The following is a 23,741-nucleotide window of genomic DNA, read 5'->3' as shown; positions in this document are numbered from 1 at the left end:
CGTCCCGGTTCAAGAGGGTGGGGCTGGAGCTGGGCGGGAAAACGCCGCATCTGGTGTTCGCGGACGCCGACACGGAGGCCGCCCTCGCCACGGCCTACGGCGAGTTTGTCGAACCGGGTGGCGACCGCCCGGTTGCGCTTGAGCCGGTTGATCCCGCACGCGACCGGACCCCGAAAAAAGAGGGGCACCGACCAGGCGAGACGACCGGCCAACCCCGCAGCGGACCGACCACGAAAACCCACCCCGCCTACAACCGGCACGGCCGGCCACCCGCCCAGACGATCACTGCCGCAAACATCAACGACCGCACCCACTTCAAACCGCACCCAGTTCGAACCGGTCATAGCCCGCATCAGTGTCGGCCGGTGCGGACCCAGCCACCCCAGAACTCGGCCCAAGCAGGCCCCCCGGACAACGGCCACCCCGGAGCGAATCAACCAAATCAACAACCCCACCCACCGGCACAAAAACCCGCGCCACCTCGACCAGCCCCCCACCACCACAGCCCCGCGGCAAGGCACTCCACGCCGGACCCCCGCGGCTCAAACGGCCGGGTCATCCGGGGCCGGGGCGGGCTTCGTGTAAAGGACCTCGCGGGCCTGTTCCGCGGCGCGGGCCAGGCTTTCGGAGACGTAGTCGAGGAAACGGGCGATGCTCTCCAGCCGGACGGCGGCCGGTGTCCCTGGACCGACGACGTCCACGCCCTGGCGGGCGGTCTCCACGATCCGGGCCGTGGAACGGGCACTGGCCATCATCGACTGGTACCAGACATCGTCATCGACGACGTAACGCTCCCGGCGGCCCTCACCCCGCTCCCGGCGGACCAGACCCTGACCTTCCAAAAACGCGACCGCCTTGGAAACGGAGGCCGGACTGACCTGGAGGCGCCGCGCGAGTTCTGCGGCGGTGAGGCTACCGGAGTCGGTCAGGGTGAGGCAGGCCATCACCCTGGACATCATCCTCGGCGCCCCGGACGCCATGAACACCGTCGTGAGCACCTCCTCGTACTCCCGCAGCGCCTCCACCCGACCCCCCTGCACCGGCTGGGGTGACTTCGCATTCCGGACAGCGGCCCCCTTGCGGCGGCGAGCACGGTGTTCGGCGGCCCGGTGGGCTACATCGGCACGGTAGGAGATCGGTCCGCCGTTCCGCATCACCTCCCGCGTCACCGTAGACGTCGGACGGCCCAGACGACGCGCGATCTCCGCATAGGCAACACCCTCCGCCAACCCCAACGCAATCCGCCGCCGCTCCTCCTGACTCAGCCTGCCACCCGGCACCCCAACCACCCCCAACACAACATGCGCCCCCTGAGCTGCGACGCGAGACGCGCCGGACCCTAGCCGCCACCTCCAGCCCATTGCAACAGGGGTAGAGGAGAAGCGTCGCATTGCGGGCGAGTCCCGTGCCGCCACGCCCACGCCCCACGCCCACACCCCACGCCGGCACCCCCACGCCGGCACTGCCGCGCCGGTACCGCCACCTGCCCCCCACTCCCCCACCGAGCGCCGGGGCCACTCACCCGCCAGGCACCCGATGCCACTCGTCGGTGTCCCCGACTGTATTCAGCGTTGCTTTCCCAGCAACCGAACACGCTACAGACACCCACCCCAAACGCCAGCCGAACCCCCAGCGACACCAACAACCCGCCGCTGTCCTCCAGGTGAGGACAGCAGCGGGCCGGGACGCCTGTCCGGTCGTACACCCCGGGTTCACACGAGGGCCGCGACCAGCAGGGTGAAGGCGGCGATGAGGACGGCGACCCGCACGTAGTGGAAACGGTCCCAGCGGCCCATCTGCTGTTTCCAGTCCTCCGGCAGCCCATCGGCCGTCCACGTCTTGACCCGGTTGTTGATCGGCACGAGCAGCAGGATCGACATGACCACGCTGACGATCAGCAGCCCCGCCCCGGCGACGACCAGGCCCGCACCCCCCTCATCCCACCCGGCGACCGACCACACCGCGGCAAGGACGAGCGAGCCTATGTACCAGAACGGCATCACCGCGCCCAGCATGCGGGCCCCGTGAACACGGCCCCGCAGACCGTTGTCGCCCGGCAGGCCGTTCAAGATCGGGTTGATGACGAACGCGACGGAGAACTCCACCCCCACCATCACGCCGACGGCCACGGTGGTGAAGACCTCAAGTGCGTTGAGCATGACGACCCCTCCGGTATCTAGCATTGCTAGCTGATGAGTCAACGCTAGACCTACTGTCGCTCGCTTGTCTAGCGGTGCTAGGGTCGGAGTATGTCGGTACAGGAACGCAAAGAGCGCGAGCGGGCCGAACGAGAGCGCCTCATCGTGGCCACCGCCCGCGAACTCGCCGAGCACCAGGGGTGGGACGCCGTCACCACCCGCCGGCTCGCCGAACGCATCGAGTACAGCCAGCCCGTCCTCTACAGCCACTTCCGCGGCAAACGCGAGATCATCGGCGCCGTCGCCCTGCAAGGCGCCACGGAAATGGCCCACGCACTACGAACCGCCGCCTCCGGCATCGACAGCTCCCGGGCCCGCGTCACCGCCCTCGCCCGCGCCTATCTCCACTTCGCCGAGCACAACCCCGCCGTCTACGACGCCATGTTCCGCCTCGATGCCGGCCTGGCCTTCGCCGAGGAAGACACCCCCCAGCCCCTCAAAGACGGCTTCACCGCACTGATGGAAAACCTCGGTGAGGTCGCCGGCGACGGAGTCGACCCCGCACTGTTCACCGAAGTCTTCTGGGCCGCCCTCCACGGACTCGCCACCCTCACCCGCGCCGGACGACTGCCGCCAGGGGACGCCGAACGCAGGGTGGACCTGCTCGTGGCGCGGCTTACCGTCATCTGACCACCAGCCGGGACCGGGCCACCGAACACACCACCAACCCACAAACCCCAGCAGGGCGGGACCGGAAGGAGGCTGACCGACCGAGGGCGGGCGGCCAGAGGGCGACCGGCCGGGTGGTGACCCCGACCGGCACATCCGGCCCGAGGGCCGCCAACTGAAGGTGTCCGGCCGGAGTGTGACCGACCCGGACTCTTGATCGTGCATCCCGCCCGCTGATTGGCTGGCCGGCATGACCCCGCGCGGACCCGCCCCGACCGGACTCGGCCCCATCCTGTGGCCGCCCGCCCCCATCACCACCCACCGGCTCGTACTACGCCCACCCCAACCCCGCGACCGCCCCGCCTTCATCGACCTGCTCGCCTCACCGCAGGTGCACACCTACCTCGGCGGCCCACGGCCCCGCCGTGAACTCGAACGCGAGCTGCCCGCTACGCCGGAACAGTGGCCCGGAAGCCTCGTCGTCGACCTCGACGGAACGATGATCGGGCACATCCTCCTCAGGAGAGCAAACGGACACCGCAGACCGGCCGCCGCGGGGAAGGCCGATCTCGGTTACCTGTTCCTGCCACAGTCCTGGGGGTTCGGATACGCCCTTGAGGCCTGCACCGCCGCACTCGGCTGGCTCGCCCACACCCTTCCCGGCGAACCCGCCATCCTCACCACCCAGACCGCCAACGCCCCCTCCATGCGCCTCGCCGCACAACTCGGATTCCGCGAAGTGGAACGCTTCCACGCATGGGGAACCGAACAATGGCTCGGCATACACACCCCCACCACCCCCGGCCGAGAGAACACCACCACCGCCTCCGACTGACGTCAGAAGCAGAGACGCATTCCCTCCGACCCTCCCCGCGGAGCATGAGGGGGACCGTGGGGCGGGGAGCGGAGGGAGGCGGGCGAGTCGGCCCAAAGCGGCCTGAATCAGGGGCGGTTGAGCGTGAAACGGTCCGGGCCCGGGCTTCCGTGGACGAGAGCGGCGGCCAGTTCACCCAGCACCGGGGCGAACTTGAACGCATGACCGGAGCAACCGCCCAGCACCGTGACAGGACCCTGCCGGTCAGCGATGAAATCACGCTGAACCGTGGTCGTGTAGAGGCAGGTGAGGGGGTCGGGTGCGGTGTGCCGCACGCCCGGCAGCCAGCGTTCCGCGTAGGCCGCCAGGGCCGCGACCGTGCCAGGATCGGGAGTACGGTCACGGTGATCGGGGTCGGCCACCGGGCCGATGCCGTGGAAGCCCGCCTTCACACCGTCGACGCTTCCGAGCCCGTACACCCCGTCCACCGTGCGGCCGGCAGCCGGCAAAGCCGCACCCGGATGGTGGATGAAACTCGGCCACGACAACGCGTCACCAGCCGGGAAATGCACCGGCTGCTCCTGCGTGACCCGCAACGCCGGCAGGCGACGCAGGGGCCCCCGGTCGCCCGTCAACAGGCTCGCCGTCCAGCTCCCGGCGGCCACCACCACCGCGTCCGCACGCAGTTCGTCCTCGCCCTCGACCCGCACAGCCGCCCCCTCCCCCTGAAGCGACAGCCCGGTGACGCGCGCACCATGCCGGACCCTGGCCCCGCGATCGCGCGCCGCCTGCTGGAACGCGGCAACCGCCTCATCCGCATGCAGCCGCCCCGCCTCCGGGTGGAACAAGGCACTCGTATCGGCGCGGAGGCCGGGCCAGCGCTCCGCGACCTGCTCCGGCGCGAGACGCTCGGCCGGACGTCCCGCACGGCTCAGCGCCTCACGCAGCGCTTCGATGACGGCGCTCGGACCATGATCGACAGCACCCGTGAGCGTCAGGACCCGACGGCCCGTCACCTCCTCCGCCTCCCGCCACAACGGCAGCGCCCGCACAGCGAGATCGACGTAGAAGGGATCGGCGTACGCCAGGCGGAAAATACGTGACGTCCCGTGGGAACTCCCACGGTCGTGGCCCGGCCAGAAACGCTCCAGCAGGGTGACCTCGTCACCGCGCCCGGCCAGGCGCCAGGCCGCCGCAGAACCCATGACGCCACCCCCGATGACGACAACACGACGTGCAGACACAGGTGGCGGCCTTTCGTGGCAGGTACACACACGCCACATCCAGCGCGCATAAGCCCATCATCCCGGGCCACACCACCCTGTGGCCCCCTCAATCGCACAACACGCAATACGACCGACACAACCGCCGAACACCTGCGGATCGGCCCGCCCCCGCCCGGCCGACCGGAACCGCCGGGATCGCGGTACCGGTCGGCCGGGGCAGCCGGACCTCCGCGTCCGCCGCCTACCGCCTACCGGCGACGGCGGACCGGCCCCCGGGGCTCACTTCAGATGCCGGTCGAAGAACCGGTTCCCGTCCTCCGCCTCGAACCACGGCGTGCCGGTATGCCCGCCCAGATTGGCGTGCAGCGTCTTCTCCCTCGTGCCGAAAGCGTCGAACAGGTCCAACGCCCGCTCCCGCGGATTGCCTTCGTCGTCCCACTGCAGGAGGAGCAGCAGCGGAGCAGTGACGCGGCGAGCCTCCTCGCGCTGGGCGCGTGGCACATAACCCCCGGCGAACAAAGTGGCGGCAGCGATACGCGGCTCGGTCACCGCCAACCGGATACCGACGGCAGTCCAGCCCGAGTATCCGACCGGCCCGCCGATCTCCGGCAGCGCGAGAAGGGCGTCCAGAGCGGTCCGCCACTCCGGGGCCGCCTTCTCCACCAGGGGGCCGATGAACGACTCGAAGATCTCATCGACCGGCTCACCCGCCCGCATCGCCCGGCGAAGTTCGGCGCGGGCCCGCTCGTCGGCGGCGGACCGGGGACGGTCGCCGCACCCGGCGGCATCGATGCTCGCCACCGCGTAGCCGCACGCCGCGGACTGCCGCGCCCGTGCCACCAGCCGCGGCTCCCTCCTCGGCAGGCCGTTGTTGTGGGCCGTCAGGATCAACGGCAGGGGTGCGGCGGAATCAGGCGCCCACAGGGTGCCCGGGATCTCTCCAAGAGTGAACTCGCGTTCCAGGACGCCGTCATCGAGGCGTCGTTCGGAGGTGAAGCGCATGGTCGTACCTTCCGGGAGTGCTCGTGAACGGCGCTCCCGGGCGACCTACCGCCCGACCATGACCCCGCAGGGGAGCACCCATGTCGAAACCGAGTTCACGGGTACCACCTCCTCGTCCTCCTGCACGGCCTCGGGGAGGCTAACAGCGGCCGTCACCAGCCGCCAACGGGTTTTCCCGCGGGCTCGCGCGGCCGGATGCCGTACCCCCGCCCCGACCATTCCGTTGAACAATCCCGTTGAACCGTCCATCCGGCGACCGACATGATCCACCGCATGGACACCTACCTGGAGACCGAGCGCCTGGTCCTGCGCCGCTTCACGGCCGACGACGCCGATCTGCTCGTCGAACTGGACGGCGATCCCGCCGTCATGCGCTATCTGAGCGGCGGCAGCCCCACCGCGCCGGAGACCATCCGCGAGCGACACCTGCCCAACATCATCGCCGGCTACGACAGATGGGGCGGCGATCTGGGGCTGTTCGCGGCGCAGGAGGAGGACGGGGGCGCGTTCATCGGCTGGTTCTTCCTGCGACCCGAACCGGACGGCCCCCTGGACGAGGCCGAACTCGGCTACCGGCTGCGACAGCCGGCCTGGGGCAAGGGCTACGCCACCGAAGGGTCGCGGGCCTTGCTCGGCAAGGCGTTCGCCGGTCTCGGACTGCGCAGGGTCTGGGCCGAGACGATGGTCGTGAACAAGGGTTCGCGCCGCGTCATGGAGAAGCTCGGCATGACCCTCGTGGAAACCATCCCCACTCCCCCCGACATGCAGAGGGTCGAGGGTTCCCAGCACGGCGGCGTGCGGTACGAGATCACCAAGGGACAGTGGCAAGGACATTGAGCCGCGCGGCGAGGGCCCCCGAGCGTTGGGCTGTCCCACCGCCGTCCGCCGGGCACTCGCCGACCGACAGCCCCAGTCCCCGGCTTCCCCGCGTGCGTCGGCGACTTCCCGTCCGGCGTCACCCGCTTCCCGCCCGGCGTTCCCGAGTGCCGGGCCCGGGCCGGTCGCGTCAGGTGCCCGCCGACTAGCCGGCGGGCGCCGGCCAGTGCGCGGGGGCGCTCCGCGCCGCGCCGTGGGCGCGGTGGAGGATGCGCAGGGTCTCGCTCAGGGCCTGTGCGGCCTCCGCGTCCAGCGGAGCGAGGTAGGCCTCCTCCGCCTCCGTCCTCGCCCGCTCCGCGTCCCGCAGACAGACCGCGCCCGCCTCCGTGAGGGTCACCACGTTCCGGCGTCGGTCCCGCGCGCTGCGGTGGCGTTCCACCAGGCCGCGGCCCTCGAGGTCGTCGATGACGGCCACCATCGTCGTACGGTCCATGCCGACCGCCGAGGCCAGCTCGTTCTGCGAGCGTTCCGCGCCGTCCGCCGCGATCACCGAGAGCACGCCCAGTTCCTTCGGATGGACACCGTACGGCTCCAGCGCCCTCGCCATCAGGGCCGCGAGGTCGAGGTAGGCGTTCTTGACCAGGTACCCCAGCCGCAGCGTGAGGAGGTCGGACAGTTCGGCGTCGTCCGTCATGCCGGGTAGCGTATCCTGCTTCTGATAATCAGCGATACTGACTATTCGTGGTGCTGCACACCCGCACCCGCCCCTCACGCCGCCGCGCGCGGCGCACACCTCAGCAAGGAAGCGACGTCCTCGACATGAGTGACTCCATATCCTCCGGCGCCACCCGGACGGCACCGGGCCCGCACGCCTCCGCCCCGGCCGAGGCGGCCGACCCCCGCCGCTGGTGGGGCCTGGTCGTCATCGCCCTGGCCCAGCTCATGGTGGTCCTGGACGCGACCATCGTGAACATCGCCCTGCCCTCGGCACAGCACGACCTCGGCATGTCCGACGGCAACCGCCAGTGGGTCATCACGGCCTACACCCTCGCCTTCGGCGGTCTGCTGCTGCTCGGCGGCCGGGTCGCCGACCTCGTCGGCCGCAAGCGCTCCTTCATCGTCGGCCTCATCGGCTTCGCCGTCGCCTCCGCGGTCGGCGGTGCCGCGACGGGCTCCGGCATGCTCTTCGCCGCCCGCGCCGCGCAGGGCGTGTTCGGCGCCCTGCTCGCCCCGTCGGCCCTGTCGCTGATGACGACGACCTTCACCGACCCGCGCGAGCGCGGCAAGGCGTTCGGCATCTACGGCGCGCTGGCCGGTGCGGGCGGCGCGGTGGGCCTCCTGCTCGGCGGCATCCTCACCTCGTACCTGAACTGGCGCTGGTGCCTGTACGTCAACATCCCCATCGCCGTGATCGCCGTCATCGGTGCCGTCGTCCTGCTGCACGACCGCCCCGGCCACAAGGACGTGCGGCTCGACGTGCCCGGCGTGATCCTCGGCTGCGGCGGCCTCATCGCCATCGTCTACGGCTTCTCCGAGGCCGAGCCGCGCGGCTGGGGCGACTCGATGGTCGTCTCGCTCCTGGTGGGCGGTGTACTGCTCCTGGCCCTGTTCGTGCTGTGGCAGTCCCGCGCCAAGTCGCCGCTGCTGCCGCTGCGGATCCTGCGCGACCGCAACCGGGCCGGCTGCTTCCTGACCATGGGCTTCGCCACGATCGGCATGTTCGGTCTGTTCCTGTTCATGACCTACTACCTGCAGGGCATCCTCGGCTACTCCCCCGTCAGGACCGGTCTGGCGTTCCTGCCGATGTCGGCCGCGATCATCATCGGCGCGACGCAGATCTCCGCCCGGCTGCTGTCCCGTATCCCGGCCCGCGCCCTCATGGTCCCCGGCATGATCCTGGCCGCCTGCGGTCTGCTCATCCTGACCCAGCTCGGCGTCGACTCGGCGTACACGACGCACGTGCTGCCCGCCGAACTCATCCTGGGTCTCGGCATGGGTCTCACGTTCATGCCCGTGTTCTCCACCGCGACCCAGGGCGTGCGCCCGCAGGACGCCGGTGTCACCTCGGCCATGGTCAACACCTCGCAGCAGGTGGGCGGTTCGCTGGGCACGGCTTTGCTCAACACCATCGCCACCTCCGCGACGACCACGTACATCGGCAGCCACCTCACCGACCCGTCCCGCAAGGCGCAGGTCGTGGCCGCCGGTGTGGTGCACGGCTACACCCACGCCATCTGGTACGCGGTCGGCGCCATGGTGCTCGCGGCGTTGTCCGCGGCCTTCCTGGTGAACGCCAAGCCCGTCGCCCACGGTGCCCCCGCCGCGCCCAACGCCGCGCACTAGACGAGGAGCGCGGGCCCGGACGCATCCGGTCCCGTCACGCGGCGCCGGCGGGGTCACTCCCCCGCCGGCGCCGTTTTTGCCGCCCGTTCATGAATTGCCTCGCCGTCCGCTGAGTACCGGCGCGCTCCCGTGCGTACTCCTCGTCGTCCGCCCCACCAGGGGTGACACGAGGTCGACGGACATCCAACGGGCAGGAGGAACGGTGCAGCGTTCGCGGAATGTGATCGGGACACTTTTTGTGGGCGGTGCTCTCACTTTGACCCTCGCCGCTCTCGCGTATCCGGCGATGCTCGGCCTGGACACCGTGTCGACCTCGACCGACCGGGTCATCGCCAACACGCAGTGGGGGCCGCTGACCGAGGGCGAACGGGACTTCGTGGTCAAGGTGCGGGCGGCCGGGCTGTGGGAGCATCCGCTCGGGCTGATCGGACTGCAGAAGGGGCAGAGCAAGGCCGTCAGGACGGCGAGCCGGCATCTCGTCGACGGGCACGCCGCGCTGGACGTCAGCTGCCGCAAGATCGCCCCGATGCTGAACATCACGCTGCCCAATGTGGCGAGCCCTCAGCAGGTCGGGTTCGTGTCCCAGCTTCAGGGGGAGTCGGGGCGGCAGTTCGACGTCGACTTCGCCAACATCCTGCGGATGACCCATGGTTCGATCTTCAACACGATCGCCAAGGTCCGTTCGACCACCAAGAACACCTTGATCCGCGCGCTGGCCGATCAGGCGAACAACACGGTCCTCGATCACATCACCGTGATGGAGAAGACCGGCCTGATCGACTTCGACACGACGGTCTTCAACCAGACGACGCCGCCCAAACTGCCGAAGGCCGACATGACTCCGCCGAACCCGGAGCCGGGTCAGCCTCAGGTCGTCCTCAATCCGCCGCCCAACCCGACGTCCACACCGCTGGATCTGAACGCCGCTGTCAACGGACCTGCGGCGAACGGCGGTTAGGGGCCGCATAGGGCCTGTCTGACGCCGTAGTTCCCGGGAAGGACGACCGGCGGCGGCGATGTCGTCGCCGCCGCCGGAACACGGTCGCCCGCTTCGCGGACGCGTCCGCGGGCACTTCCATCGGCACGTCCGCACGCCTTGCGTCCGCGGACAGGTCCGTCCGCGTTACTTCAGCGCGTGTGCCGCGGCCTGGGCGAGGGTGCTCGCGGCGTCGGACCGCTGCGCCTTGGTCGACTTCTTGTCGGCCAGGACCTTGGCGGCGGCGGTGAGGATCTTCTTGCCGGGCCGGCGCGACGGCGTGCCCGGCGACTGGGCCAGGGCACTGGCTGCCGCGCTCTTCTCGGACTTCGAGCGCTTCTTGGCGCCCACGGTCTTGCCCGCTGCGGAGGCCGGTCCGGACTTGGTGCTCTTGGCGGAGGCCGATCCCCCCTTGCCGGAGGTCTGCGACAGTGCGCTCGCGGCGGCCGTCCTGCTGCTCTTCGACGTGCCACCCTTCGCGGCCCGGCCCGCCGCCGAGGCGGCCTTCGGGTGCGTGGTGCCGGATGCCTTCGTCTTCGCCATGGCGCTCTCCAAGCTTGTCCGTCGGTTCTGTCGTTCCCGCCGAGTACCCGAACTTCCGTGTCTGGAACGGCCGGTGGCCGCCCGGCTGCGATGTGACGGCCCCGGGCGGCCTGTCGACGCCGGTGACGGCGGCGCGGGCGCCCTGACCGCAGGCCGGGCGGAGCACGCGCCGTGGCCCCATAGGGTGACGCCATGACTGCCCCGTTGAGTTCCACGAGAACCCGTGCCGCGTTGCGGACGTCCGCGCGTCTGTCGGCCGAAATGCTGCTGGTCCTCCTGATGGCCTGGGTGGGCCTCTGGATCGTGGGGCAGATGTGGTCCGTGGTCTGGCCGTTGGTCGTGGCGCTGTTCCTCACCACGTTGACCTGGCCTTTCGCGAGCTTTCTGCGTCGGCGCGGCTGGCCTCCCGCGCTGGCCGCGTCCGCCGTGACCGTCGTGTTCCTCGTCGTGGCCCTGGGCGTCGTCGCGCTGATCGCGGTGCCGGTGGCGTCCCAGACCGGGGACCTCACCGACGGGGTGGTGCAGGGCATTCACAAGGTGCGGGAATGGGCCTCGGGTCCGCCCCTGAACATCGGCGACAAGCAGATCTCGGATGCCACGGACGCCACGATCACCCGGATCCAGAACAGCGTCGGCAGCGTGGTCACCGCCCTGGTCACGGGGGTGAGCACGGTCTTGAACGGTCTGGTCACCGCCGTCCTGGCGCTGTTCCTGATGTTCTTCTTCCTCAAGGACGGGCCGCGCTTCCTGCCCTGGCTGACCCGCCAGCTCCCCGGGCGGCTGGCCACGGACGTTCCGACGGTCGCGGAACGCAGCTGGGACACCCTGGGCTCCTTCGTCCGTTCCCAGGCCCTCGTCGGTCTGCTCGACGCCGTGCTCATCGGCGCCGGCCTGTGGATCCTGGGCGTTCCGCTGGTTCTCCCGCTGGCCGTGCTCACCTTCGTGACCGCGTTCGTGCCGATCGTGGGCGCGGTCTTCGCGGGATTCGTCGCGGTGCTCATCGCGTTGGTGTCGAACGGCCTGACCGACGCGCTGATCGTGCTGGCGATCATCCTCGTGGTGCAGCAACTGGAGGGCAATGTCTTCCAGCCGATGATCCAGAGCCGTGGCCTCGGGCTGCACGCCGCGGTGGTGCTGCTGGCGGTGACCCTCGGCGGCAGCCTGGCGGGTGTGGTCGGCAGCCTGCTCGCCGTACCGGCGGCGGCGCTCGTCGCGGTGGTCTGGAACTATCTGCGCGAGCAGCTCGCCGAGGTGCCGGAGGTCAGTTCTCCTTCGGAGCAGGGATGATGGTGCCGTCCTTGTCGACGGTGTGGGTGCGCCAGTAGACGTCCCACTTGTCGTCGACCTGCTTCGGCACCTTGCCGGCGGGGTAGCGGGTGTATCCCGCCGAGGGCTTTTCGCTGTTCTTGAAGCAGGCCGATCCCGTACCGCCGACGGCGAGGGCGGGGTACTCGCCGTGGCCGCAGATGTCCTCCTGGTAGCCGAAGTCGGCGCATCCGGTGAGCGCTCCGGCCGCGGCGACGCTCACGAGGGCCGCCGCGACGACGCGAAGCCGTCCGGTTCGGCGGGCGGATGCGGGGCGTCGGTTCGTCCAGGACGCATACATGGTTTTTCTCCAGTCGCTCGGTGTGCCCCTACCCTCGCCGCCGGAGAGCCGCGGTGCCTTGAGTACCCGTACTCAGAACGGCCGTACGGGATGCTCAACACGCCTGTCCGCGGCGGCGGATGCGGTCACCGCCAGGCCACCGGTTGTGCGGCCGTCTTGTCGCCGCGCGGCAGTCGGCTCAGGGCGAGTCCCAGAAAAGCGGCCGCATACGCGCAGAGCACGGCGATCCCGGCCCACCACGGGAGCGGGAAGTAGCCGGCCGAGGGCGCGTAGTGGGCGGTGACCTGCTGGTAGGCGACGAGTGTCTGCTGGGTGGCGAAGCCGGCGGCCGGGGTGATCCGCAGCAGCCCGCGCGAGAGGGTGTCGGGGAGCAGCGGGAAGGACGTCACGGCGTACGGGAGGGCGATGGTCAGGACGGTGACGAGGATCGCGAGCCGGGTGCGCCGGAGGAGGGTGGCGAGGGCGAAGGCGAGGACGGCGGCGAGCGCGAGGACGGCGGCCGTCCCGACGACGACCCGCACTCCGGTGAGCGTCGTCGCCCCGGTGACGGAGACGCCGTTGCCCTTCAGGACGGCCACGCCGACCGGGATCACGATGGCCGTGGCGAGCAGTCCGGTCACGAAGGTGACGGTCCCGACGACGGCGGCCTTCGCCGTGAGCGCCCGGCGGCCGACCGGTCGGTCGTCGTGCTGTCCGGAGGCGGCGAACCGCACGGCGACCACGAGCACGATGACGAGGGCGAGGGGCAGGCCGCCGAGGGTGCGCTCCATGGGACGGCCGCCGCCCTCGGTGCTTCCGGGTCCGATGTCACCGGTGCCGGTGACCGTGATCGTGCCGCCCTTCTCCACCACGGCGGACGGCGTGTGGTACTTCTCCCAGTCGGTGGTGTTCACCGGGCCGAGCGCGTCCTTGCGCCAACTCCCGCCAAAGCCACCTCCCTTGACGGTGATGTGGTCGAAGACACCGGAGACCTGGGTGAAGCGCACCTCTTCCGTGGCGCCGCCGAGGCCGACACGGCGCAGCGTCAGATCGCCGGGCGAGGTGGCGAACAGGCCGACCTGCACGGTCCTGGACAGCCCGGGCAGGTGCGCGGTGCCGACCGTGTCCCAACGGTGGCCGTCGGCGGACTCGTACCCGGTGACGGTGTCGCCCGACCTCGTCAGCCGCAGCCAGCGTGGTGAGCCGGCGAAGACCCCGCCGGGCCGGCCCGCGAGGTCGTGGGTGTAGTCGTACTGCATGCGCACGCCGTGCTTGCCGGAGAGCAGCAACGCCGCGTAGGAGGAGCCCTGGTGAAGGCCGTCCTTGATGATGACGCCGGCCTTCGCCCAGGGTACGAGGCCCGGGACGATCCGGTCGTGGTGCGGCGGTGGGTAGGTGATGGTGCCGGTCATGGATGTCAGCCGGGCCGTGATGCCGCCGTGCTCGCCCAGGTCGCGGTGGGCGAAGGTGAAGTGGTCGTCGACGAGGGTGCCGTCGGGGCCGGTCGGTTCGGCCGGGCAGGGGCCGTCGCAGGACGCGTGGTTGCCGAAGGCGAAGAGCAGGCCGAGGCCGATGACGGCCAGGGCGGCGGCGGTCAGGGCGGCCAAGCGGCCCGGGCGGCGGAATTCGGTCCACTCCCGACGGAGCAGTTCTGTGGTTGTGGGCATGACTCCGGTTCTACGGACGGGCCCCTAACGTGGTCCGAACCGTCCCTGTTATGACGCTGTTAGGCGCGGCGGTGCATGCTGTGTCCTCCAGGAGCCCGAGCGGGGAGGGACATGGCCAAGCTGTGGAACGGAACCGTCGGACGGCGGTTCACGATCCTGTACGCCGCCGGGTTCCTCGGGTGCGGAGTCCTGCTGCTCGCGCTGACCTATGTGGTGTCCGGTGGCAGGGTGACCCGCGCCGCCCCGCAGCAGCCCGTGACCGGTCCGCTCGATGCCGCCACGGCCCAGCGGCACATCCGGGATCTGGAGAGCCGGCTCTCGGCCGTGCACGCGCTGCAGAGCCGCCGGTTGCTGGTCGGCTCGCTGGTCGCGCTGGCGGTGATGGCGGGTGTCTCTCTCGTGCTCGGCAGGGTCCTTGCCGGCCGGGTGCTGCGCCCGTTGCGGCTGATCACGGCGGCGACCCGGCGGATCACGGCGGAGAACCTGCATCAGCGGCTCGCCGTGGACGGACCCGTGGACGAGGTCAAGGAGCTGGCGGACACGGTCGACGGTCTGCTGGAGCGCCTCGAAGCCTCCTTCGCCGCGCAGCGCCGGTTCGTCGGGAACGCCTCGCACGAGCTGCGCACTCCGCTGGCGACCATGCGGGCCTCGCTGGACGTCGCCGTCGCCAAACCGGAACCCGCCCCCCAGACCCTCGCGCTCGCCGGACGCATACGGGCCGAACTCGACCGTTTGGAAAGCCTGTTGGAAGGTCTTCTCGTGCTCGCGCGAGCACAGCACGGACCTCTCGCCGATCAGACTGCCGTGTCGCTGGGCGAGTCGGCGCGTGCTGCGCTGGCCGCCCGGGCCGACGACATCGCCGCGAAGTCGCTGACCGTCGTCGTGGACGAGACCGGTCCGGACACCTGGACGCGGGGCAGTCCGGCGCTGCTGTCGCGGATGGTGGAGAACATGGTCGACAACGCGATCACGCACAACGAGGTGGGCGGCTGGATCAGGATGCGCACCGAACAGAGCCAGACCGAGGCGCGGTTCGCCGTCGAGACCGGTGGGCGCGTTCTCGACCAGGGTCAAGTGGACCGGCTGACCCGGCCGTTCGAGCGGCTGGGCGCCGACCGGACGGGACCGGAGGGGAGTTCCGGTCTCGGACTGTCGATCGTCGCGGCGATCGTGGCGGCACACGGCGGTCGACTCGGCCTGGTGGCCCGGCCGGAGGGTGGCTTGCGGGTGGCGGTGGTGCTGTCGGCGACCGGTCCGGAGGCGTGACATGGTGCGGGTTCTGGTCGTGGAGGACGCGCGCGCTCTCGCCGAGGTCGTCGCCGAGGGGCTGCGGGACCAGGGCATGGCCGTCGACATCGCGTACGACGGTCTCGACGGCGCCGCCAAACTCGACCGGAACGCGTACGACGTGGTGGTCCTCGACCGCGACCTGCCCGGCGTCCACGGCGACACGCTCTGCCAGATGATCACCGAGCGGGACGAGCGCGCGATGGTGCTGATGCTGACCGCGGCCGGGGAGGCAGGCGACCGGGTCAGCGGGCTCACGCTCGGTGCCGACGACTACCTCGCGAAGCCGTTCCACTTCCCGGAGTTGGTCCTGCGCGTCCGGTCGCTGGCGCGTCGCAGGCCGGCCGCCCGGGGGCGCGCGCTGCGCGCCGCCGGTCTCGAACTCGACCCGGTGCGGCGGACCGCGCTCCGTGACGGACGTGCGCTCGACCTGTCCGTCAAGGAGTTCGGTGTCCTGGAGGCGCTGCTGCGCGCCAGCCCCGGATTCCTCAGCGCGGAGGAGCTGTTGGAGCAGGTGTGGGACGAGCACGCCGATCCCTTCACCAACACCGTGACGGTCACCATCAGCCGCCTGCGCCGCAAACTGGGCGGCCCGCCGGCCATCACGACCACATCCGGGGTGGGTTACCGGATCGCCGATCCTCCGATCGGCTGACGGGCCCACGGAGAGGCTGACCGAGGGATCGAGGGCCGGCCGACCGACGGGGGGCCGAGGGAAGCCGCTGACCGACGGGGACCGAGGTAGCGGCCGGCCGGCGGAGGCCGCGGTGGTCGCCCCGGCCGTCGCCGTCGCGCACGGGTCAGTGTGCCTCGCAGATCAGGCGGTCGAGTTCGGCCGGGGGCAGGGCCGAGCCGGTGATCACTTCGAAGGGCTGCGGCTTGCCGGTGCCGAGGTCCTTGGCGGTGAGCTGGACGACACCGTTGGCGTCGAGGGCGAAGGTGACTTCGATCTGCGGGACGCCTCGGGGGGCGGGCTTGATGTCGGTCAGACGCACCCTGCACACCGTCGTGTTGTGGCTTGCGACGCCGGCCTCGCCCTGGAGCACGTGGATGCTGATTTCGGGCTCGTCGTCGTCGCCGGTGGTGAAGCTCTCGACCCTGCGGGCCGGGATCGTCGTGTCGCGTTCGAACAGCCTGGTCATGATGTCGCCACGGGTCTCGATGCCGACGGAGTACGGGGTCACGTCGAGCACCGTCCCGTCGTTCCCCTCGGACAGGAGACCCGCCAGCAGCGCCGCGCCCGCCGCGGCGATGGTCTCGGGGTGCGGGTCCACGCGCGTTGGTTTGCCGGTGACTTCGGAGACGAGGTCGCCGAGGAACGGCACTCGGACCGCGTCGCCGACGAGCAGTACGTCGTTGACGTCCGCGGCGCTCACAGCGGCGTTCTTCAGTGCTTGGTGGACGAGTTGACGGCAACGGACGGCAAGGTCGTCGGTCAGTCGCCCGAAGGCGGCGCGGGTCAGCGTCCGCTTCAGGTCCAGAGGGCCCGCGGGGCCGGAGACGATGCCCGGCAGAGCGATCGTCGTCGTCTCGCTGACCGACAGGTCGGCCATGGCCGACCGCGCCGCTTGGAACAACGGCACCTCGGTCGCCGGGTCCTGGGTGAGGTTGATGCCGTGGTCCCGCCTGAACTCCGCGGCCAGGTGGCCGAGGATCCGCTCGGCCCAGTCCTCGCCGCCCAAGGTGGTGTCGCCGGTGGTGGCCCGGACCTCGACGCCGTCGGTGGTGAGTTCCTGCACGCTGACGTCGAGGCTGCCGCCGTCCAGGTTGACGGCCACCACCGTTCGCGCCGCCGCGGATTTCCTGGCGGCGACCAGGCCGGCGGCGGTGGGGGCGTTGACGAGCCGCAGGACGTTCAGACCGGCGATCCGGGCGGCTTCGATGAGGGCCTGCCGGTGGGCGTCGCCAGCGATGCCCGGCACACTGAGGATCACGTCGGTGATCGTCCCGCCCAGACGCGCCTCGGTGTCCCGCTTGAGCTTGCGCAGGATCCGCGCGGCGACCTCCCGGGCGGTGTAGGTCCTGCCGTCGACGTCTCCGGAACGGGGGAAGCGCCACCGGGGGTTGCCGAGGTGGCGTGCGGCGGAGAACGCGGTGCGCCGGGGCTGCTCGGCCGCCTGTTCCACGGCGGGCTCACCGACGAGCACCCGGCCGTCCGGTGCGAAGCAGACGGCCGACGGGGTGCTGACGGAGCCCTCGGCGTTCACCACCACCACAGGCTCACCGCCTTCGAGCACACAGACCGCCGAGGCGAAGGTACCGAGGCTGATACCGATCGGACGCGTCAAGGGAAAGTCCTTCCATGGCCGGCAGACGGAAGCGACCCCACGTAGTCGATCAACTACTTGGGGTGACCGTGTCGAACTTAGCCGAGCCCCGACCGTGGAGAGCGTTTCCGTCAGTACCGGGCACGCCCTCCCCCGCTCGGCTGGATAATGCCCTCTTTGACGTGCGGGAGCGGGGTGTGGTGCGGGCAGGCTTCGAACGCCTGGATCACCAGCCCCGCGAAGCGCCGGGAGGCCTTGACCTGGGTGGCGGGGGAGGCGCCGTGAATCCCCTTGTTGGCCATGAGGACGAGGATCAGGTCGTCCAAGACGAAGTCGGCCCGCAGGCGCCCGGTTTCCTTGGCTCGCCGGGCCAGTCCGGCGACCGCCCGCACCGTGTACTCGCGGCCCGCCGCGACATCCGCGACGCCGGGGAAGGCCGCCAGGAAGGCTTCGGTGAAACCCCGGTCCCGGGCGTGCAGTTCGCAGATCTTCTCGATGACCAGGCACAGGCCGCGCCACGGATCAGGGTCCGCGCAGCCCTCGTCGACGATGGCACGGCAGGCACGCAACTGCTCCGCGAAGGCGTCGGCGACGAGCGTCTGCTTGGTCGGGAAGTGCCGGTACAGGGTGGCGGGTCCGACGCCCGCGCGCCGGGCGATCTCGCGCATCGGTACGTCCAGTCCGTCGGCGGAGAACAGCGCCCGGGCGGCGTCGAGGATGCGTTCGCGGTTGTCCAGCGCGTCGGAACGCGGGGTGCGAGGCAAATGATCGGTCACCGCTCTCACTTTACGTAAACGGACGGGGGCGTCCGTTAGCGTCCGGGACGTGGGCGCTCACCGGGAACCCCGTCGGCACCCGACCGTTCGCCGGGGTCATCGCCGACCCCCGTCCGGTCGCCGGCCCCCGGCCTACCGCCGGCCCCGCCGATCACCGCGGCCGTCGGCGGCGCCCGGCCGCCCGCCGCCGGTACGGAGCAGGACCGCCCTCGTGCGGTCCGAGAACAGAACGTGGAGACGACGTTGAAGGCAATCGTGATCCAGACGTACGGCGCCCCTGACGGTCTGGCCGTCGTCGACCTGCCGGTGCCGGCGCCCGCCGCCGGGCAGGTGCTGATCGCTGTCGAGGCGGTGGGCGTCGGTGGCGTCGACGCCGTGATCCGCAGCGGGGCACTGGCCGCCTACGGCTTCACGGAGGGCCATATCCCGGGTGGTGAGGTGGCGGGCACCGTGACCGCGGTCGGTGACGGCGTCGACGCGTCGTGGATCGGCCGGCACGTGTGGGCGTTCACCGGGACCGGCGGAGGCTATGTCGAGCAGGCCGTCGCGCCGGTCGGGGAGATCCTCCCCCTGCCCAGCGGCCTGTCCGCGATCGACGCGGTGACGCTCGGGAGTTCCGGCGTGGTGGCCCACTTCGGGCTGCGCCGCGCCCGGTTCACGCCCGGGGAGACGGTGTTGGTGCGCGGGGCGGCCGGCAGCATCGGGATCACGGCCGTGCAGTTGGCGGCTCGTGCCGGTGCCTCGGCGGTGGCGGTCACGACCTCGTCGGCCGGGCGCGGCGAGCGGCTGCGCGGCCTCGGCGCGACCCATGTGCTGGAGCGCTCGGGCGAGGGCGGCGCGGACGCTCCCGCCGGTTATGACGTCATCATCGACGTGGTGGCCGGTGCGCACATGCCGTCGTTCTTCGACCGGCTCAACCCGAACGGGCGGATGGTGGCCGTGGGCGCTGTGGCGGGTCAGCCGCCCGCGGACTTCGGCATGAAGATCATGGCGGCGTTCCGAAGGTCGCTGTCCTTCGGAGCGTTCAGCGCGGCCACCGTTCCCCCGGCCGACCGGCGAGCCGTGCGCGCCGAGCAGTTCGCCGGGGCCGCTCGCGGCGAGATCGAGACGGTGGTGCACGAGGTACTGCCCCTGGAGCGAGCCGAGTCGGCACACCGGAAGATGGACGCGGGCGAGGTCTTCGGCAGGATCGTGCTGACGCCGTAGACCCGGATGCCGTAGGCCCGGATGCCGCAGACCCTGACGGCGAAGGCCTGACGTCAAGGCCCGGGTGCCGAAGGTCTGACACCGTGGGGCCTGACGTCGTGGGCCACACACCGCGGGTCCACGGGCCGGTCGTTCAGCGGCCGGCCAGGGCGCCGCCGTTGACGTGCAGGGTCTGTCCGGTGATGTGCGAGGCGGCGGGTGAGGCGAGGAACAGGACGGTGCCGGCGATGTCCTGGGGAGTGCCGGCCCGCCCGTTGGCCGTCTGGGCGAGCAGGGCGGCCCGGCGCTCGGGGGTCATGCCGTCCCGGAAGAACTCGGTGGACTCGATGTAGCCCGGGGCGACGATGTTGGCGGTGATCCGGTCCTTGCCGAGTTCCTGGGCGATCGTGAGGTTCCAGGCCTCGACGGCGGCTTTGGCCGATCCGTAGGAGCCGGAGCCGCCGCGGTGCGCCGCGATGGAACTCACGCTCACCACCGCTCCCCCCGCCGCCAGCCGGGGGCGCAGCGCGGTGGTGACCAGGACCGCGGACAGCACGTTGGCGTCGAGGTTGGCGCGCCAGGCCGCCGCCACTCCGGCCAGCCCGGACGGTGTCCCGGCGCCGATGTCGGTGTTGCCGCCGGCGTTGTTGACCAGCACGTCCACCCGCGCGGGCAGGCTGTCGAGGGCGGCCTCGACCTGCTCGGGATCGCTCGCGTCGAAGGCGATGGGGCGCACGCTCGCGCCGAGTCGCTCGGCGGTCTCCTCCAGGGCCTCCTTGCGGCGTCCGGTGATCACCACCTGGTCGCCTCGCTCGGCGAAGGCCTCGGCGATGGCCCGGCCGATGCCGGTGCCGCCACCGGTCACCACGATCTGACGCATGCTCACTCCTCGTGTCGGCCAAGGAACTTACCCCCAAGAGGCGGACCCGCCGCCCCGGCCGTCAGCCGTGCCTGCGGCGGCGGGACACCGCGACGCCGGCCGCGCCGGCTCCCAGGGCGGCGACCGCCGCGGCCCCGATCCACGGCAGAGAGCCCGTTCCGGTGGAGGCCATCGAGCCGCCCTGCGGGTTCGTCCCGCCGGACGTGCCGGCGCCGCCGTTCGCGGAGCCGCCGGTGGAGGCGCCCGTGCTCGGGGAGGCCGAGGCGGACGGGGAGGCAGACGTCGAGCCGGAGGGCGAGGGCGACGGTGAGGCGGTCGAGGTGCCGCCGGTGATCTTCAGGGTGACGGGCGCGGAGTCGTTCTGCGGGTGGTCGTCGCGGTTGGGGAAGTCGGTGCGGCCGGCGGCCTCGACGGAGCCGGGCTTCGGGTGGGCGACGGCCTGCTGGATCCGCACGTAGAAGGTGAGTTCGCTCGTGTCGCCGGCGGGGAAGATGTCGGAGATCTCGCACTCGTAGGTGCGGGTGCCCTTGAGGGGGGCTCCGCAGGCGTGGTCGTCCTCCTCGCCGGGGAAGGGGATCTTCGTGATCACGGTGCCCTCGGGCGGGGTGACGCGGTAGGTTCCGGAGCCCTGGCCCGGGCGGCTGTAGAGGTTCATCGAGCCGGGACCGTCGTTCTTCACACCGAGGGTCACCGGAACCGTCTGGCCCACCTTGCCGGTGACCTCGCCGCCGATCGCCCGGTAGTCGGCGCGCTGGGTGGTGGACACCTCGACGAATCCGCCGAAGTCGGGGAAGCCGGAGGCCGGGACGGGCTTGAGGCCGAGCGCCGGTCCGCTGCCCGTGACGGTGTAGTCGCCCGGGTTGTCGTACTCCCACGGGTTGCCGCTGCCGAGCGGCCAGGTGAGGTAGTCGACGGTGGCGTACATCAGGTCGTCCGACGTGGTGAAGTGCCACGGCTTGTCGAACGCGTAGGCCGTGCCGGGCTCGATGGGGGTGTCGAAGGTGCAGTACGCGGTGGGCTGCGGCATCGGCCGGTAGTGGCAGTTGCTGTACTGCTCGGCGACCTTCAGGCCTTCCTCGCCGAACAGCTTCACGCCGATGCCCTGGGGCGCGGCCAGCGGGCCGGCGTTGGCGATGGCGGGCGTGATGTCGAAGGCGCCGCCGGGGGTGACGCCGGTGACCTCCTTCTCCCGTTGGGTGAGGAGTTTGGGGCCGCCGATGATCGCGTGCGTCGTGGCGGTCGCCGTTCCGGCGTTGGTGGAGGTGGCGGTGTAGTGGATGTCGCCGGAGGTGCCGGGCTTCGTGCCCTTGGCGCCCTTGATGTAGAAGGGCTGGACGCTGGTCTGGCCGTCGATCGAGGTGTACGCGCAGGTGTAGACGTAGGCCTTGTGGGTGCAGGCGCCGCCGTCACCGGTGACGATCGCCTTCCCGTCGAGTTCCGTGGCGTCGATGGTCAGCTTGACGTTCTTGGCCAGCGGCTTGATGCCGTCGGGGGCGCTGAGGTTGAGTTCGAGGAGGAACAGGTCGCCGTCGCCGGGTGGTCCCTCGCCGTACTGGTAGGCGTAGTAGGTGTCCTGGGCGTCGATCGACAGCTTCACGTCGGCCGCGTGCGCCGTGCCGGGCAGTGCCGCCAGGCCGAGGCCGGCCACCGCCGCCAGGACCGCCGTCACCCGGCTCCATCGCCTTGTTCGCGCCATGCCACTCACCCGTCCCGCCTGTCTCACCCGCGTCATCCGGAACGACGCACACACGCGTTGTTCCGGATGACTCGACCCGTCACGGCAGGGGATGGTTGTGCTCCGGACGGCCGCGATTTCGCCCGCGTTCACGCGGCGTCCGTTTTCCCCCGGCTCATCCCGTCGGGTAGGCCGTTTCCGTCGGCTCATCCTGTCGGGCAGGGCGTTTCCGCCGGCTCATCCTGTCGGGTAGGCCGTTTCCGCCGGCTCAACCCGTCGGGTAGGGCGTCGTGTCACGGGCCGTTCGCAGGGCAGCCGCCCACCAGGCGAGCTGGTCCAGCAGAGTCTTGGCGTACGCGGGGGCGGCCGGGTCGAGCGGCCGGCCGTCCTGCCAGGCCGTGTAGTAGTTGGGGAAGGCGAGGCCGTCGCGGATCGTCACGGCGTGCAGTTCGGTGAGGACGTTCTCCAGGTGGAGGGCCGCGTGCCGGCCGCCGGCGGCGCCACCGTAGCTCACGAAGGCGACGGGCTTGGCCACCCACTGGGTGAAGTGCCAGTCGACGGCGGCCTTCAGCGAGGCGGGGTAGCTGTGGTTGTACTCGGGTGTGACCAGCAGGAAGGCGTCGGCGCTCGCCAGCGCGGATGTCAGGGGCCGCATCCCGGCCGGGCGCGGGTAGTCGTCACCGGCGTACTTCGGCGACGCCGCGGGCAGCTCCAACGGGATGTCCACGTCGGCGAGATCGACGAGGTGGACGTCGAATCCGCCGTGCTGCCGCGCCTGTTCGGCGGCCCAGGACGCGACGACCGGGCCGAACCGCCCTTCCCTGACGCTGCCGACGATGATCACGAGCTGGTACGGGTTCTCCATGCCCCTCACGATCGTGCCGGGGCCGGACACCAGCCAGACCGTGGTCAGGCTGGCCCTGGCGGGGCCACCCTGAGCAGTCCGTGGGCGGCGCCCCGCGTCGTATCCTCGGGGTCATGGGTTCGCCTCTGGGGGATTTCGTCCGGGCCAGGCGGGACAGCATCCAGCCCGCCTCGCTGGGACTTCCGGACCACGGGCGCCGCCGGTCGCCGGGGCTGCGCCGTTCGGACCTCGCCGCGCGGGCCGGGATCAGCGTCGAGTACCTGACCCGGCTCGAGCAGGGCCGTGACCGCAATCCCTCGATCCCGGTGGTGAACGCGCTCGCCGACGCGCTCGGCCTCGACCCGCCGGAACGCGAGCACCTGCGGTATCTCACGAAGATCACCGGCGGCGCGTGTTCCGCCCACGCCCGGCCCGCCCCGCCGCGTCGGCAGGTGCGCGGCCCGGTGCTTGAGACCCTTCGCCTCCTGGAACCGGGAGTCGCGATGGTGACCAACCGGCTGGGTGACGTCCTCGCCCACACCAGCGGCTTCGCGGCGGTGACGAGCCGCACCGGGCTGCTGGACGCGGAGGCGCCGAACGTCACCCGGTATGTGTTCACCGACCCGCGTGCGCGGACGTTCTTCGCGGACTGGGAGGCGGTCGCGGACGAGCAGGCCTTCGACCTGTGGCTCGCGCCGTCCGTCGAGAACTCGGAGTGGTTCGCGGCGGAACTCGCGCCCGTCGCGGGCCCCGACTTCACCCGGCGGCTGCACCGTCACCTGGTTCCGCCGCGCGGCCCGCTCCGTCTCGCCCATCCCTCGGGCCACGAACTGCGGCTGCTGCGCGAGACGCTCGAACTGTCCTCGGACGCGCAGCAGTTGGTCGTCTTCCTGCCCGCGGACGACGCGACGGCGGGCGCGCTCGGCGAGCTGCGGCGCCGACACCACGGCGGCCTCCAGGCGATCTCGTAGCAAGCCGCGAGGACGGTCGCGTGGCGGGCGCGGCGGTTCGCGGCGCGTCCGGCCGGTTCGGCCGGTTCGGCGGGGAT

24 protein-coding genes are annotated in these 23,741 nt (G+C 71.2%); 10 read left to right on the top strand and 14 right to left on the bottom strand.

The window, feature by feature from the left end; translation table 11 throughout:
- The 3 genes from AB0912_RS30030 to AB0912_RS30020 all read right to left on the bottom strand — a co-directional run.
- Positions 1–344, bottom strand: a 344-nt coding sequence (locus tag AB0912_RS30030; RefSeq protein WP_366705331.1) for a hypothetical protein, incomplete at its 3' end; no start/stop codon positions are given.
- Between the two features lie 198 nt (positions 345–542).
- Complete coding sequence (locus AB0912_RS30025) at positions 543–1,280, bottom strand: helix-turn-helix domain-containing protein (RefSeq protein ID WP_366705329.1); 738 nt, start codon at positions 1,278–1,280, stop codon at positions 543–545.
- Between the two features lie 432 nt (positions 1,281–1,712).
- Entirely contained in the window at positions 1,713–2,159 is a 447-nt protein-coding gene (locus tag AB0912_RS30020; RefSeq protein ID WP_366705327.1) for a DUF1772 domain-containing protein, read from the bottom strand.
- Between the two features lie 90 nt (positions 2,160–2,249).
- Here AB0912_RS30020 and AB0912_RS30015 point away from each other — a divergent pair, with 90 nt between their 5' ends.
- Both AB0912_RS30015 and AB0912_RS30010 read left to right on the top strand, forming a co-directional pair.
- The gene (locus AB0912_RS30015; RefSeq protein WP_366705325.1) at positions 2,250–2,828 is read left to right on the top strand and encodes a TetR/AcrR family transcriptional regulator; all 579 of its coding nucleotides are present in this window, start codon (positions 2,250–2,252) and stop codon (positions 2,826–2,828) included.
- A gap of 229 nt (positions 2,829–3,057) precedes the next feature.
- A complete protein-coding gene (locus AB0912_RS30010) occupies positions 3,058–3,642 on the top strand; it encodes a GNAT family N-acetyltransferase (RefSeq protein ID WP_366705323.1) in 585 nt (194 codons plus the stop codon).
- Positions 3,643–3,749: 107 nt separating this feature from the next.
- On the opposite strand, the gene AB0912_RS30005 is transcribed toward AB0912_RS30010, so the two are convergent.
- Both AB0912_RS30005 and AB0912_RS30000 read right to left on the bottom strand, forming a co-directional pair.
- Positions 3,750–4,904, bottom strand: coding sequence for an FAD-dependent oxidoreductase (locus tag AB0912_RS30005; protein ID WP_366705321.1), 1,155 nt, complete (start codon positions 4,902–4,904; stop codon positions 3,750–3,752).
- A gap of 222 nt (positions 4,905–5,126) precedes the next feature.
- On the bottom strand, positions 5,127–5,849 hold the full coding sequence (locus AB0912_RS30000; protein ID WP_366705319.1) for an alpha/beta hydrolase: 723 nt from the start codon (positions 5,847–5,849) through the stop codon (positions 5,127–5,129).
- 273 nt (positions 5,850–6,122) lie between these two features.
- Between AB0912_RS30000 and AB0912_RS29995 the strand changes: the two genes are divergently transcribed.
- Positions 6,123–6,686, top strand: coding sequence for a GNAT family N-acetyltransferase (locus AB0912_RS29995; protein WP_366705317.1), 564 nt, complete (start codon positions 6,123–6,125; stop codon positions 6,684–6,686).
- Positions 6,687–6,870: 184 nt separating this feature from the next.
- On the opposite strand, the gene AB0912_RS29990 is transcribed toward AB0912_RS29995, so the two are convergent.
- Complete coding sequence (locus tag AB0912_RS29990) at positions 6,871–7,359, bottom strand: MarR family winged helix-turn-helix transcriptional regulator (RefSeq protein ID WP_366705315.1); 489 nt, start codon at positions 7,357–7,359, stop codon at positions 6,871–6,873.
- Between the two features lie 125 nt (positions 7,360–7,484).
- Here AB0912_RS29990 and AB0912_RS29985 point away from each other — a divergent pair, with 125 nt between their 5' ends.
- Both AB0912_RS29985 and AB0912_RS29980 read left to right on the top strand, forming a co-directional pair.
- Positions 7,485–9,008: an MFS transporter gene (locus tag AB0912_RS29985; protein ID WP_366705313.1), complete on the top strand. Its 1,524-nt coding sequence runs from the start codon at positions 7,485–7,487 to the stop codon at positions 9,006–9,008.
- A 238-nt stretch (positions 9,009–9,246) separates the two neighbouring features.
- Entirely contained in the window at positions 9,247–9,966 is a 720-nt protein-coding gene (locus AB0912_RS29980; RefSeq protein WP_366705311.1) for a DUF4142 domain-containing protein, read from the top strand.
- Between the two features lie 165 nt (positions 9,967–10,131).
- Here the strand turns inward: AB0912_RS29980 and AB0912_RS29975 are convergent, their stop codons facing one another.
- A complete protein-coding gene (locus AB0912_RS29975; protein ID WP_366705309.1) occupies positions 10,132–10,527 on the bottom strand; it encodes a hypothetical protein in 396 nt (131 codons plus the stop codon).
- Positions 10,528–10,719: 192 nt separating this feature from the next.
- On the opposite strand from AB0912_RS29975, the gene AB0912_RS29970 reads away from it, so the two are divergent.
- On the top strand, positions 10,720–11,814 hold the full coding sequence (locus AB0912_RS29970) for an AI-2E family transporter (protein ID WP_366705307.1): 1,095 nt from the start codon (positions 10,720–10,722) through the stop codon (positions 11,812–11,814).
- Here the strand turns inward: AB0912_RS29970 and AB0912_RS29965 are convergent.
- On the bottom strand, positions 11,789–12,133 hold the full coding sequence (locus tag AB0912_RS29965; protein WP_366705305.1) for a hypothetical protein: 345 nt from the start codon (positions 12,131–12,133) through the stop codon (positions 11,789–11,791). The genes AB0912_RS29970 and AB0912_RS29965 overlap by 26 nt on opposite strands.
- A 125-nt stretch (positions 12,134–12,258) precedes the next feature.
- The gene (locus AB0912_RS29960; protein ID WP_366705304.1) at positions 12,259–13,779 is read right to left on the bottom strand and encodes a hypothetical protein; all 1,521 of its coding nucleotides are present in this window, start codon (positions 13,777–13,779) and stop codon (positions 12,259–12,261) included.
- 111 nt (positions 13,780–13,890) lie between these two features.
- Between AB0912_RS29960 and AB0912_RS29955 the strand changes: the two genes are divergently transcribed.
- Together AB0912_RS29955 and AB0912_RS29950 are read left to right on the top strand one after the other, a co-directional pair.
- Positions 13,891–15,045, top strand: a complete 1,155-nt coding sequence (locus AB0912_RS29955) for a HAMP domain-containing sensor histidine kinase (protein ID WP_366705302.1) — start codon at positions 13,891–13,893, stop codon at positions 15,043–15,045.
- A 4-nt stretch (positions 15,046–15,049) separates the two neighbouring features.
- Positions 15,050–15,721, top strand: coding sequence for a response regulator transcription factor (locus AB0912_RS29950; protein ID WP_366705335.1), 672 nt, complete (start codon positions 15,050–15,052; stop codon positions 15,719–15,721).
- A gap of 145 nt (positions 15,722–15,866) precedes the next feature.
- Here AB0912_RS29950 and AB0912_RS29945 read toward each other — a convergent pair whose 3' ends face one another.
- Positions 15,867–17,354 carry an Hsp70 family protein gene (locus AB0912_RS29945; RefSeq protein ID WP_366705300.1) on the bottom strand — a complete coding sequence of 496 codons (1,488 nt, stop codon included), beginning with the start codon at positions 17,352–17,354 and terminating at the stop codon, positions 15,867–15,869.
- 110 nt (positions 17,355–17,464) lie between these two features.
- The gene (locus AB0912_RS29940) at positions 17,465–18,109 is read right to left on the bottom strand and encodes a TetR family transcriptional regulator (protein ID WP_366705298.1); all 645 of its coding nucleotides are present in this window, start codon (positions 18,107–18,109) and stop codon (positions 17,465–17,467) included.
- A gap of 243 nt (positions 18,110–18,352) precedes the next feature.
- Between AB0912_RS29940 and AB0912_RS29935 the strand changes: the two genes are divergently transcribed.
- Entirely contained in the window at positions 18,353–19,315 is a 963-nt protein-coding gene (locus tag AB0912_RS29935; RefSeq protein WP_366705296.1) for a zinc-binding dehydrogenase, read from the top strand.
- Positions 19,316–19,448: 133 nt separating this feature from the next.
- Here AB0912_RS29935 and AB0912_RS29930 read toward each other — a convergent pair whose 3' ends face one another.
- The 3 genes from AB0912_RS29930 to AB0912_RS29920 all read right to left on the bottom strand — a co-directional run bounded on the left by AB0912_RS29930 (position 19,449) and on the right by AB0912_RS29920 (position 22,714).
- Positions 19,449–20,174 (bottom strand): SDR family oxidoreductase, encoded by a 726-nt coding sequence (locus tag AB0912_RS29930; RefSeq protein ID WP_366705294.1) that lies wholly within the window; start codon positions 20,172–20,174, stop codon positions 19,449–19,451.
- Between the two features lie 61 nt (positions 20,175–20,235).
- On the bottom strand, positions 20,236–21,843 hold the full coding sequence (locus AB0912_RS29925; RefSeq protein ID WP_366705292.1) for a hypothetical protein: 1,608 nt from the start codon (positions 21,841–21,843) through the stop codon (positions 20,236–20,238).
- 274 nt (positions 21,844–22,117) lie between these two features.
- Positions 22,118–22,714, bottom strand: a complete 597-nt coding sequence (locus AB0912_RS29920; RefSeq protein ID WP_366705290.1) for an NAD(P)H-dependent oxidoreductase — start codon at positions 22,712–22,714, stop codon at positions 22,118–22,120.
- A 113-nt stretch (positions 22,715–22,827) separates the two neighbouring features.
- Here AB0912_RS29920 and AB0912_RS29915 point away from each other — a divergent pair, with 113 nt between their 5' ends.
- Complete coding sequence (locus tag AB0912_RS29915; protein ID WP_366705288.1) at positions 22,828–23,664, top strand: helix-turn-helix transcriptional regulator; 837 nt, start codon at positions 22,828–22,830, stop codon at positions 23,662–23,664.
- Positions 23,665–23,741: the final 77 nt, after the last annotated feature.

The organism is Streptomyces sp. NPDC007084 (genome assembly GCF_040703595.1).
Classification (GTDB): Bacteria; Actinomycetota; Actinomycetes; order Streptomycetales; family Streptomycetaceae; genus Streptomyces.
This window is presented reverse-complemented; position numbering and strand designations above follow the sequence as displayed.